General features: G+C 71.4%; 12 protein-coding genes. 3 read left to right on the top strand and 9 right to left on the bottom strand.

Annotated features, from left to right (window positions below; genetic code table 11):
• Positions 1 to 99 precede the first annotated feature (99 nt).
• Genes ACH34R_RS00650 through ACH34R_RS00660 form a run of 3 tightly spaced genes read left to right on the top strand, consistent with a single transcriptional unit; the run spans position 100 to position 2776 of the window.
• Positions 100 to 564 carry a MarR family winged helix-turn-helix transcriptional regulator gene (locus ACH34R_RS00650; protein ID WP_111168612.1) on the top strand — a complete coding sequence of 155 codons (465 nt, stop codon included), beginning with the start codon at positions 100 to 102 and terminating at the stop codon, positions 562 to 564.
• Positions 561 to 1244, top strand: coding sequence for an LppX_LprAFG lipoprotein (locus tag ACH34R_RS00655; RefSeq protein WP_233507965.1), 684 nt, complete (start codon positions 561 to 563; stop codon positions 1242 to 1244). Before ACH34R_RS00650 ends, ACH34R_RS00655 begins: the two co-directional genes overlap by 4 nt.
• The gene (locus tag ACH34R_RS00660; RefSeq protein ID WP_397559321.1) at positions 1241 to 2776 is read left to right on the top strand and encodes an MFS transporter; all 1536 of its coding nucleotides are present in this window, start codon (positions 1241 to 1243) and stop codon (positions 2774 to 2776) included. Before ACH34R_RS00655 ends, ACH34R_RS00660 begins: the two co-directional genes overlap by 4 nt.
• A 13-nt stretch (positions 2777 to 2789) precedes the next feature.
• Here ACH34R_RS00660 and ACH34R_RS00665 read toward each other — a convergent pair whose 3' ends face one another.
• The 9 genes from ACH34R_RS00665 to aroH all read right to left on the bottom strand — a co-directional run bounded on the left by ACH34R_RS00665 (position 2790) and on the right by aroH (position 11742).
• On the bottom strand, positions 2790 to 3287 hold the full coding sequence (locus tag ACH34R_RS00665; RefSeq protein WP_397559322.1) for an SUKH-3 domain-containing protein: 498 nt from the start codon (positions 3285 to 3287) through the stop codon (positions 2790 to 2792).
• A gap of 70 nt (positions 3288 to 3357) precedes the next feature.
• Entirely contained in the window at positions 3358 to 4194 is an 837-nt protein-coding gene (locus tag ACH34R_RS00670) for a hypothetical protein (RefSeq protein WP_397559323.1), read from the bottom strand.
• Positions 4195 to 4298: 104 nt separating this feature from the next.
• Positions 4299 to 5705 (bottom strand): ribosome biogenesis GTPase Der, encoded by a 1407-nt coding sequence (der, locus tag ACH34R_RS00675; RefSeq protein WP_397559782.1) that lies wholly within the window; start codon positions 5703 to 5705, stop codon positions 4299 to 4301.
• 23 nt (positions 5706 to 5728) lie between these two features.
• Positions 5729 to 6364: a (d)CMP kinase gene (cmk, locus tag ACH34R_RS00680; protein ID WP_111168628.1), complete on the bottom strand. Its 636-nt coding sequence runs from the start codon at positions 6362 to 6364 to the stop codon at positions 5729 to 5731.
• Positions 6365 to 6439: 75 nt separating this feature from the next.
• The gene (locus tag ACH34R_RS00685; protein ID WP_397559324.1) at positions 6440 to 7102 is read right to left on the bottom strand and encodes a helix-turn-helix domain-containing protein; all 663 of its coding nucleotides are present in this window, start codon (positions 7100 to 7102) and stop codon (positions 6440 to 6442) included.
• A 60-nt stretch (positions 7103 to 7162) separates the two neighbouring features.
• Positions 7163 to 8575, bottom strand: a complete 1413-nt coding sequence (locus ACH34R_RS00690; RefSeq protein WP_397559325.1) for a carotenoid oxygenase family protein — start codon at positions 8573 to 8575, stop codon at positions 7163 to 7165.
• Positions 8576 to 8693: 118 nt separating this feature from the next.
• On the bottom strand, positions 8694 to 10076 hold the full coding sequence (locus ACH34R_RS00695; protein ID WP_397559326.1) for a carotenoid oxygenase family protein: 1383 nt from the start codon (positions 10074 to 10076) through the stop codon (positions 8694 to 8696).
• Between the two features lie 111 nt (positions 10077 to 10187).
• The gene (locus ACH34R_RS00700) at positions 10188 to 11354 is read right to left on the bottom strand and encodes a prephenate dehydrogenase (protein WP_397559327.1); all 1167 of its coding nucleotides are present in this window, start codon (positions 11352 to 11354) and stop codon (positions 10188 to 10190) included.
• 28 nt (positions 11355 to 11382) lie between these two features.
• A complete protein-coding gene (gene aroH / locus ACH34R_RS00705) occupies positions 11383 to 11742 on the bottom strand; it encodes a chorismate mutase (RefSeq protein WP_397559328.1) in 360 nt (119 codons plus the stop codon).
• Between the last annotated feature and the right edge of the window lie 4 nt (positions 11743 to 11746).

An 11746-nucleotide genomic window follows, 5' to 3' on the forward strand; every position in this document is an offset into this window, starting at 1 on the left:
GAAACCTCTAACCGGCCCGGTGGATCACCGAACTCGTGGCCAATGAAGGTCATCACGGCGACCCTACGAGATCGGCCACCTGCGTATAGATTGCATGGCATGAGCACCGACGAACCCCGCTGGCTCACCTCGGTCGAGCAGCGGGCGTGGCGTTCCCATCTCAGCGCCCACAAGCTTCTCTCCCATCGGCTCGACCGCGAGTTGCACGAGTTCGGGCTGTCGCTCAACGACTATGAGATCTTGGTCAACCTCTCAGAGAACGCGCAGCGGCGGATGCGGATGAGCGACCTCGCCGACGCCACCGTGCAGTCGCGCAGCCGGCTCTCCCACCAGATCTCGCGCATGGAGGCGGCAGGGCTGGTCACCAGGGAGAGCTGCGACGACGACCGGCGCGGCACGTTCGCGGTGCTGACCGAGCAGGGCTGGGAGACCATCCAGCGCGTGGCGCCGCACCACGTGGCGGGCGTACGGCAGCACTTCATCGACCGGCTCACCGACGACCAGATCCGCGATCTCCAGCGCGCCCTCGACCCCGTGATCGACCACCTGAAGAGCCTGCGGTGAGGGCCCGGATACGCGCGCTCGCGCTGTGCCTGGCACTGCTCGTCGCGCCGGTGGCCGTGGCGGGCTGTAGCGCGTCGGGCTCGGCGCTGCCGCCGGGCGATGAGCTGATGAAGAAGTCGGCGACGGCGATGCGCACGGTCAAGAGCGCGGCGTTCGCGATCGAGACCGAGGGCAGCCCGCCGGTCCCGGTGCGCAAGGCGGACGGCAGGCTCACCGCCGCGGGCGACGCCGACGGCACCGTCCAGATCGAGGTGATCGGCAGCCTGCAGGAGCTGGCCTTCGTACTGCTCGGCGACACCGTCCACTTCAAGGGGCCCACTGGCGGCTACCAGACGATGACCAGGCGGCAGCTCGCCGCCTTCTACGACCCGTCGGCCATCCTCGACCCGGCCAAGGGCGTCCCCGCGCTGCTCGCGGCGTCCACCAAGGCGGCCACCCAGGCCGAGGAGCAGGTCGGCGGCGTGGCCGCCTACCGGGTCACCGCGACGCTGCCGCAGGCGGCGCTGTCCACGGTGGTGCCGGGCGTCCAGCAGGGGGCGGACGCGACGCTGTGGCTGGACAAGTCGAACGGCCGGCTGGTGAAGGCCAGCGTCCCGCTGGGCAAGGGCGACGCGTCCGGCACGGTGATCGTGACGCTCAGCGAGTACGACGCCCCGGTGCAGGTGACCGCGCCGAAGTGACCGTTCCGTCCCTTCCTTCTGATGCCGCCGTCTCGGGCGGCGGCGCGTCCCGGCGGGCCCGGCGCAGTGTGGCGCTGGGCGTGGGCGGCACCGCCGTCCTGCTGGCCGCGCTCGACGCCTATGTGGTGGTCACCGTCCTGGTCGACATCGCCGCCGACGTCGGCGTCCCGCTCAACCGCCTGGAGCGGGCCACCCCGGTGGTCACGGGGTTCCTGCTCGGCTACGTCGCGGCGATGCCGCTGCTCGGCAGGCTGTCCGACCGGTACGGCAGGCGGTCGCTCATCCTGGCCTGCCTGGCCGGGTTCGCCGCCGGGTCCGCGCTGACCGCCCTGGCCGGATCGGTGCCGCTGCTGGTCGCCGGGCGCGCCGTGCAGGGCCTCGCCGGGGGCGCGCTGCTGCCGATCACCATGGCACTGGTCGCCGACCTGTGGGACGAGCACGCCAGGCCGGTGGCGCTCGGCGCGGTGGGCGCGGCCCAGGAGCTGGGCAGCGTCCTCGGCCCGCTGTACGGGGCGGGCGTAGCCGCGCTGGTCGGCTGGCGGGGGATCTTCTGGGTGAACGTCCCGCTGTCGGCACTCGCGGCGGTCGCGGTGTGGCGTGCCGTACCGGGCGGGGCCGCGCCCCCGGCCGGGGAGGCGGACGCCGACCGGCCGCGCACGGACGTCGTCGGCGGGCTGCTGCTGGCGCTCGCGCTGGGCCTGCTGGTGGCCGGGCTCTACAACCCCGAGCCGGAGCGGGCGGTGCTACCGCCGTGGGGGCCGCCGCTGGCGCTCGCGGGCGTGGCCGTGGGCGTGGCGTTCGTACTGTGGGAACGGCGGGCCCGGCACCGGCTGATCGACCTCACGCGGGTGCGCCGGGGGCCGTTCTTCGGCTGGCTCGGGGTGAGCTTCCTGAGCGGTGCGGCGCTGCTGGTCACGCTGGTCGACGTACAGCTCACCGCGCAGACGCTGCTCGGCCTGGACTCCGTGGGCGGCGCGCTGGTGCTGACCAGGTTCCTGGTGGCACTGGCGGTGACGGCGCTGGCGGGCGGGCTGCTGGCCAGGAGGCTCGGTGAGCGGACCGTCGCGGTGGCCGGTCTGGCCGTCGCGACCGCCGGATATGTCAGGATCGGTCAGTGGCCGCTCGACCTGGCCGCCGCCGGTTTCCGGATCGACCTCGACCTGATCGTGGCCGGGGCCGGGCTCGGCCTGGTGATCGCGCCGGTCTCCTCGGCCGTGCTGCGGGTCTCCCCCGCCGCCGAGCACGGCGTGGCCTCGGCGGCGGTGGTCGTCGCCCGGATGATGGGCATGCTGCTCGGCGTCGCCGGGCTGTCGGCGTGGGGGTTCTACCGGTTCCGGTCGCTGACCGCGAAACTGGACACGCCGCTGCCGTTCGGGGTGGAGGAGGCGGAGTACGCCAGGCGGCTGGCCGAGTACCAGTCGAAGGTCAAGGCGGCGCTGCACACCGAGTACACCGAGATCTTCCTGCTCACCGCCGGGCTGTGCGCGGTGGCGGCGGTGCTCGCGCTGGTCTCGGCGACCCGGGAACGCTGACTTCGGCCGTGCCTCAGGGCCACGGATCAAGCCCGGGGTCGGCGTGCAGGCACACGAGCGGCCGGTGTGCGCGTACGGCCAGTTCCAGCCCCTCCTCGAAGGTGCCGCCCAGCTCCCAGATCCAGCCCAGCCCGCAGGCCACCATCCGGCCCCCGGCCTCAAGGAACACGCTCGAATAGCTCAGCCACTCGGCGATCGGGAAATAGCTCCCGCCGAGCATCGACTCGATCGCCATGCCCATCGCCCGCTGCCCGGACCCGGCGGCCAGCGGATCGACGCTGAACGGCTCGCCGTTCAGGAAGCACGACTCGCCCCCGGCGGCCGGTTGGATCACCAGCCCGCCCAGCGACGCCAGCACGGCCTCGGCGAGCGGGCTCACCACATGACCCGCCCGGGCCAGCGGCTCGACCCACGACACCGTCGCGACCTTCCGCCCTGGCGTCCACCCCGCCGCGCGCAGCGCCGAAAGGACCTCGGGGTGCAGCGCGGAAAACGCGATCTCCGGCATCATCACTGGCTCCCATTGTCACAGGTGGGAGCGCGATCGGCGGCGAGATGCCGAAGAGAGCGACCGGGCCGGGTCAGATGTCCCCGACGCTGCTGCAGTCCTCATCGGTGGACTTGCCGTCGGCGTAGGCGTCCTGGACCGGGCCCGAGGGCTGCACCCCGGTCGGCGCGGCATCAGGGTAGGACGGCCAGATGAAGCCGTCGTCCGGCTCACACTCGACACCGGCCTGCCACCTGTCGTCCGACCCCATCCACCAGTGCCGCAGACTCGCCCCGGGGGCGTCCCGCCAGAAGTCGTAGGCGCCCTTGTCATAGGCCATGACCCGGGCGATCAGGTCCGTCCCCGGCTTACGCACCGCGTACACGAACCGGTACTCGTACGTGACCCGCAATTCGGGTCCGCCGTCATCGCCCTTACGCGGCTTGGCCGACATCTCGCCCTGCACCTTGATGACATCACCGACCAGCTCCGCCTGCCCTTTGGCGAAACTCGCCACCTCGCCGCGGCTGTTCTTTTTCTGATTCTTGTGGTCGAGGTTCTTCAGGAAATCCTTGCGCTGCTCCGGGTCGAGGAGCCGGGCGAATGCCGCAGGCTTTCCACCCTGTAGTGTCACCCGGTCCAGGTAGGCGGCCGACAGCATCTTCTTGGCCGTCCGGTACGCCGCCGCCACGTCCTTCCGGGAAAAGGCACCGACCTTCACCGCCCGCGGCACCACGATCGCCGCCGCACCGTCCCCGAACTCCTCCGCCTTGGACCCCGCGAACGGCGCATCCGCCTTTATCACATCCGCAGGAGCGACCGCCTCATCGAGCGCCTTCTGCAAACTCTCCCCGGCCACCTGACACGCCGACATCGCCAGCAGGCAGGCGCCGACGCCTAACGAACCCGCGATCCGCCGGAACGCGTTCACCGCGATCTCACCCCCTCTGTGCCCGTCCCGGTGACGGGCACAGAGGAAAATACACCTGCCGCCACATTGGCGGCAAACGATATCTCCCCGTACCGGGGCAGTGGCTATCCGCGTTTTTTGGCGAAGCGCTTTTCGCGGATTTTCATGCTGATTTCTACCGGGGAACCGGCGAAGCCGAACTCCTCGCGGAGCCGGCGTTCGATGAAACGGCGGTAGGTGTCCTCGAGGAAGCCGGAGGTGAACAGGACGAACTTGGGCGGTTCGACCGAGGCCTGGGTGGCGAAGAGGATCTTGGGCTGCTTGCCGCCGCGGACCGGGGGTGGGGTGGCCTGGATCAGCTCGGTGAGGAAGGCGTTGAGCCTGCTGGTGGGGACGCGGGTGGCCCAGGAGTCGAGGGCGCGTTCGATGGCGGGGACCAGGCGGTCGACGTGGCGGCCGGTCTTGGCGGAGATGTTGACCCGCAGTGCCCAGGGGATGCGCACCAACTGGCGGTCGATCTCCTTTTCCAGGTAGTAGCGGCGGTCTTCGTCGACGAGGTCCCACTTGTTGAAGGCGACCACGACGCACCGGCCGGTCTCGACCACCAGGGAGATGATCCGCAGGTCCTGTTCGGTCAGCGGCTCACTCGCGTCGATCAGCACGACCGCGACCTCGGAGCGCTCCAGGGCGGCCCTGGTGCGCAGGCTGGCGTAGAAGTCGGCGCCCTGCAGCTCGCGGTCGCGGCGGCGGATGCCAGCGGTGTCGATGAAGCGCCAGGTCTTGCCGCCCAGCTCCACCAGCTCGTCCACGGGGTCGCGGGTGGTGCCGGCCATCGGGTCGACCAGCGCCCGCTCCTCCCCCGCGAGCTTGTTGAGCAGCGAGGACTTGCCCACGTTGGGCTTGCCGACCAGGGCGATCCGGCGCGGGCCGCGTTCGGGGCCGAACCGCTGCGCGGGGGCCTCGGGCAGCGCGTCGAGGATCAGGTCGAGCAGGTCGCCGCTGGAGCGGCCGTGCAGCGCCGAGACCGGGTGCGGGGTGCCGATGCCGAGCGACCACAGCGCCCCGGCCTCCAGCTCCGCGCGCTGGTCGTCGACCTTGTTGGCGGCCAGCACGACCGGCTTGCCCGCGCGCCGGAGAACCCGGGCGACGGCCTCGTCGGCGTCGGTGACGCCCACGGTGACGTCGGTCACGAACAGGATCACATCGGCGAGCTCCACCGCCACCTGGGCCTGCTCGGCGATGCGCTGGGCCATGCCGGTGGCCTCAGGGTCCCAGCCGCCGGTGTCGACCACGGTGAAGCGGCGGCCCCGCCAGGTCGCCTCGTACGTCACCCGGTCGCGGGTCACGCCCGGCACGTCTTCGACGACCGCCTCACGGCGGCCGATGATCCGGTTGACCAGGGTGGACTTGCCCACGTTGGGCCGGCCGACCACGGCGACCACCGGAAGCGGGCCGGAGTCGGCCTCCTCCTCCGCCGCGAGCTCCGCCATGTCTTCGGCGAACTCGCCGAACTCGACCCAGCCCTCGTCTATGCCCTCGTCGAACCGCTCCCCCGTCACGTTCTTTCCTTTACCAGTCGCAGTACCTCGGCGATCACCTCGTCGAGGGTGAGCGTGGTCGTGTCCAGCTCGACGGCGTCATCGGCCCGCACCAGGGGGTCGGCCTTACGCGTGGAGTCGAGCGCGTCACGCCGCGCCATGGCGGCCCGCTGGGCCTCGACCGTGGTGCCGGCCAGCTCCGCCGTACGGCGGAGCGCGCGCGCCTCGGCGCTGGCCGTCAGGTAGACCTTGACCTGCGCTCCCGGGGCGACCACGGTGCCGATGTCGCGGCCTTCCACCACGATGTCGCCCGAGCCGATGACGGCCCGCTGCGCGGCGACGAGCCGGGCGCGGACCTCGGGGACCGCGCTCACCGCGGAGACCGCGGCGGTGACCTCCGGCCCCCGGATGGGACCGGCCACATCGACGCCGCCCACGGCGATCGTGGGCCCGTCGGGGTCGGTGCCGACGTCGAGCACGGGGTCTGCGGCGCGCGCGGCGATCGCCGCCGGGTCGGCCGGCTCGACACCCTGCTGGAGCATCCACCAGGTGACCGCGCGGTACATCGCCCCGGTGTCGAGGTAGCGAAGCCCCAGCGCCCGCGCCACCCCGCGGGACGCGCTGGACTTGCCCGATCCAGAAGGACCGTCCATGGCGACGACCAGTCCGGTCACGGCCACTCCTTATTCGCCTGTGCGCAAAGCCTGCCGATGTGTTCGCAGTCGAGGCTACCGGTGTTTGGGAGCGTTCGAGGATTCGGCGCCGTCGTCGGCCACAGGGCCGGGGGCCGAGGGCCCAGTAGCAGGCCCAGTGGTGGGCGCCGTGGTGGGCGCCGCGGTGGGCTCCTGGGCGGCCGGATAGCAGACCAGGGCGACGCGGAAGGTCGAGCCCTCCGCGCCGCCGTACTTCTCGAACAGGCCTTGCATCGCCTCCCTCAGGTCGGCCAGGAACTCCGGCCGCCGTTCCTCGGGCAGGCAGACCCGCCCCGAGATGCCCAGCGAGGGCAGGTCGGGGGCGGTCCGGTCGAGGTTGGCGATATCGGCCTGGACCTCCTCGACCAGGCTGAGCAGGTAGCCCAGGCTGAGCCGGTCTTCCGACCGGCGCGGCCCCAGCCGCCCGACGAGGGCGGGCGAGAGCCAGTAGGAGCGCGCGACGGCCTGGTAGACGCCCTCGTTGATGCCGCGCACCCGGCGCTCGCTCACCTGCTCGGCCAGGCCGACCGCGACCAGTTGTTTGACGTGGTAGTAGACCCGCTGCGGTGTCTGGCCGAGCTGCTTGGCCACCTCGGTGCACGAGTGCGGCTCGGCGAGCCGGCGCAGCACCTCCACGCGCATGGGTTTGAGCAGCGCCTCGGCCTGCTCCAGCCGGTCCAGATAGACGACGTCCCTCATCTCAAGAACAAGCTTTTACGTAAAGCCTCGTTTTGTCAATGCGGGGACGCCGATCGGCCCTCAGGACTCGTCGAAGACGAAATTCCCGTGGAAGCCCAGCGGCACCCGGGCGGGCAGGTGGACGGTGGCGACCGGGCCTCCGGCGAAGTCCTGAGCCGAGAGAATGACCAGGTCGGCCGCTCCACGGTCCGGGTTGTGGACATAGGCCATGACATATCCGTCGTCTTCGGCGGACTCGGCGGACTCGGTGGCATCGGCGTTCGGATCGGCGGGTACGAAGACCGGCTCGCTCGCGTAGGAGCCGCGCGGGAACAGGTGCTCCTCCTGGCCTCCTCCCCGGAGGTCGTGCTTGATGATCGCCGCACCGAACGCGGGCGCCGGCAGTTCCGCGAGATCCTGGGCCCCGCGCGGCAACTGGACGAGAAGCTCCTCGGTGTCGACCGTGTAGCCGTACCGATGCGGCATGCCCGCCCTGCGCGGGTCGATGCGCGGGAACTCCTGGGCCCGGTCGTCCAGGCGTTCACGCTTCACCGAGCCGACCGCCGGGTCGATCACCCACCGCTCCAGCGCGGGAGGACCGCCCCCGTCGAGCCTGGCGTCCACGAACAGGCTGTCGTAGGCGACCACGTCGATGACCACGCGGTCGCCGTCGTCGTAGGCGTTGAGCGTGTGGAACACCCAGCAGGGGTCGATGTCGAACCAGCGGACGTCCTCGCCGCCGCCCTCGCGCGGCAGCAGCCCGATGCGCGCCGGATGCGCGTCGTTCCAGGCGTACGGCAGGCGCACGCCCGCCTCCAGCGCCGCCGTGCTGAACGTCACCGGAAGGTCGTACAGCACCACGTACTTGCCGGTGAGCGCGAAGTCGTGCACCATCGGCCCGTCCTTGACGGCGATGTCCACGGCGCGCTCGACCAGGCCCGCGGGGCTGACCACCAGGTGCTGGATACGATCCGGCCAGCCGAAGTAGTAGGCCACCGCGTGCAGGTCCCCGGTGTGCGGATCGACCGTGGAGTGCGCGGCGAAGCCGCCCGGCAGGGTGCCGTCGAAGTCGTACCGTCCGACGGTGTCCAGCTCGTAGGTCAGCTCCTGGATGGGCAGCCCGCTCTCCACCATGGCGAGCGTCTTGCCCGCGTGCCCGATGACGTGCGTGTTGGCGTTCGAGTCGAGGCCGTCGAAGCGCGGCCCCGGCCGGGGCTCCTCCCCCAGAGCCGCGGCGACCGCGTCGGAGCGGACCCACCGGTTGCGGTACCACTCCGCCCTGCCGTCCCGCATCCGCACGCCGTGCACCATGCCGTTGCCCAGAAAGAGGTGCGGCCTGGGCTCGTCCAGGTCGAGCGGGTTGGGCCCGTTGCGCAGGAACCGGCCGTTCAGCGTGTCCGGCAATGTGCCGGTGACCGGCAGGTCGAAGGCGGTGATCTCCTCTGTCACCGGGGCGTAGCCGCCCCGGAACGGGTTCTTCTCCGCGGTCGTCATCGTAGGTTTCCCCCATCGCCTGCTTAGTTACGTCGTTTCTAGATGGTAACGACGTTACCAGCATTCAACGCCTTAGGGCCGATGCCTGTCAACGGCATCGGCCCCCGGGGGGGGTGACTCAGGAGGCGTCGTGGACGAAGCCGCCGTGGAAGCCCAGCGGCACCCGGGCGGGGAGGTGGACGGTGGCGACCGGCCCTCCGGCGAAGTCCTGGGCCGAGAGAACGACCAGATCGGCCGCGTCTCGGTCCGGGTTGTGGACGTAGGTCATGACATATCCGTCGTCCTCAGCGGACTCCGCTTCCGGGTCGCCCGGTACGAAGACCGGCTCGCTCGCGTAGAAGCCGCGCGGGAACAAGTGCTCCTCGCGGCTCCCTGTCCGGAAGTCGTGCTTGAGCAGCGCGGCGCCGAACGCGGGTGCGGGCAAGTCCGAGAGATCCTGGGCGTCGCGCGACAGTTGCCTGAGGAACTCCTGGGTCTGGACGGTGTAGCCGTACCGGTGCGCCAGGCCCGACCTGCGCTCGTCGATGCGCGGGAACTCCTGGGGCCGATCGTCCAGCCGCTCGCGCTTCACCGCGCCGACGGCCAGGTCGATCGTCCACCGCTCCAGCGCGGGCGGGCCGCCCGTGGGGAGCTTGGCGTCCACGAACAGGCTGTCGTAGGCGACCACGTCGATGACCACACGGTCGCCGTCGTCGTAAGCGTTGAGCGTGTGGAACACCCAGCAGGGGTCGACGTCGAACCAGCGGATGCCCTTCCCGCCGCCGTCGCGCGGCAGCAGCCCGACCCGTGCCCGGTGCGCGTCGTTCCAGGCGTACGGCAGGCGCACACCCGCCTCCGCCGCCGCCATGCTGAACGTCACCGGAAGGTCGTACACGACCACGTACTTACCGGTGAGAGCGAAGTCGTGCATCATCGGCCCGTCGGTGACGGCGATGTCGGTGACGCGCGTGACCTGCCCCGCCGGACTGACCACCACATGCTGGACACTGTCGTGCCGGGCGACGTCGTAGGCCACCGCGTGCAGTTCCCCGGTCCGCTGGTCGATCTTGGAGTGCGCGGTGAGGCCACCCGGCAGCGTGCCCCCGAAGTCGGTGCGTCCGACCGTGTCCAGCTCGTACGTCAGCTCCACGACCGGCGCTCCGGCCTCCATCAGGGCCAGGGTCATGCCCGCGTGCCCGATGACGTGCGTGCTGGACGCCTCGCTGATGCCGCCCGGACGCGGCTTCTCCCCCAGGGCCGCGGCGATCTTGTCGGAGCGCACCCACCGGTTGCGGTACCACTCCGCCCTGCCGTCCCGAATCCGCACGCCGTGGACCATGCCGTTGTCGACGAGGAGGTGCGGGTGCGGGTCTTCCAGGTCGAGCAGGTTGGGCCCGTTGCGCAGGAACCGGCCGCGCAGGCTCTCCGGCAGCCTGCCGGTGACCGGCAGGTCGAAGGCGGTGATCTCCTCCGTCACCGGGGCGTAGCCGCCCTGGAACGGGTTCTTCTCCAAGCTCGTCATGGCAAGTCCCCCAAGTCGAAGTGGTCACAAGCGTTTCTATGAGGTAACGCTGTTACCACTATGAAACACCAAAGGCCGGTGCCTGTCAACCGCACCGGCCCGTTGGCCCGATCAGGGGATATGCCAGCCGTGCGCGCGCAGCGCGCCGATCAGCGTGTCCGCCGCCTGGGGCTGTACCGAAAGCTCTGCCGCGCCCAGCGGCAGCCCGGGGGTGTGCTCCAGCCGGACGTCCTCGATGTTGACCCCGGCCTCCTTGGCGACCTGGAACAGCCGCGCCAGCTCACCGGGGCGGTCGCCGACGATCACCTGAACGTTGGCGTAGACGCTCGCGGGACCGCCATGCTTGCCGGGGATCCGCCCGGTGCCGGTCACACCGCGTTCGAGCAGCGCGGTCACCCACGGCATCCCGGCCAGGTCGTCGGCCCGTCCGCCCGAGGCCGGCTCGCCGTCCGGGACGTCGTGCCCGGCCGTACGGCGCAGCGCCGCAGCCGCCGCGGCGATGTCGGCCGCCACCGCTTCGAGCACCTTGGCCACCGGCAGCGCGTTGCCCGACAGGATGCCGGTCCACAGCGCCGGGTCGCCCGCCGCGATGCGCGTCACATCACGTACCCCCTGGCCGGCCAGCCCCAGCGCGGTCTCCGGCGCCTCGGCCAGCCGGGCGGCGACCGCCGCGGCCGTCACATGGGGCGCGTGCGACACGACGGCGACGGCCCGATCGTGCTCCTCGGCCCCCACCCGAACCGCCTCGGCCCCGCACAGCTTGATCAGCCCGAGCAGGGTCTCCACGGCCGCGGGCGAGGTCTCCGGAGTCGGGCAGTAGGCCCAGGGCCGCCCGAGGAACAGGTCGGCCCTGGCCGCGGCCGGCCCCGACCGCTCCCGCCCCGCGAGCGGATGCCCCGCCACGAAACTCGCGACGTCGCAACCCAGGCTCTCGGCCTGGGCCAGCGGCAGCGCCTTGACGCTCGCCACGTCGGTGTAGTGGCGGGCGACGCCCCGCTCCTGCAACGCGAGCAGCTCGGCCGCGACGTACTGCGGCGGCACGGCGATCACCGCGAGGTCGAACGCCGGGCCGCCCTCCTGCGCCGACCACGGAAGGCCCGCGCCCAGCTCGCTCGCCAGCCGTACCGCGCCCGGGTCGAGGTCGGCCAGCCTGACCTCGACGTCGTGCTCGCGCAGGGCGAGGGCCACCGAGGTGCCGATCAGCCCGGTACCGACGACCAGGACGCTGTCCAGAGGACTCACCGGCTTCCCGCTTCGCAAATGACCATGCAACGCCATGATTCGCTCGCCATGCCCCGGACGCCGCTCACTGCGCGATGTCCACCCGCAGCGCGACGGCGCCGCGCAGGTAGACGTGCTGGACCTGCTGCCGGGGACGGTCGGTCTCCACGTGGGCCATCAGCCGCACCACGCGGGGCAGCGCCCCCGGCACGTCGATCTCCGAGGCGCAGATCAGCGGGACGTCGTGGAACCCGAGCTTGCGCGCGGCCAGCGCCGGGAACTCCGCCGTGAGGTCGGGCGTCGCGGTGAAGATCACACTGATCACGTCGTCGGTCGTCAGCTCATTGCGCGACATCACCTCGGTCACCAGCTCGGTGACACCCGACAGGATCGCATCGCGGTCGTCGGACTCGACCTGAGTCGCACCGCGGATCGCCCGCACCATCTCA

The organism is Spongiactinospora sp. 9N601, assembly GCF_044326295.1.
Taxonomy (GTDB): Bacteria; Actinomycetota; Actinomycetes; order Streptosporangiales; family Streptosporangiaceae; genus Spongiactinospora; species Spongiactinospora gelatinilytica.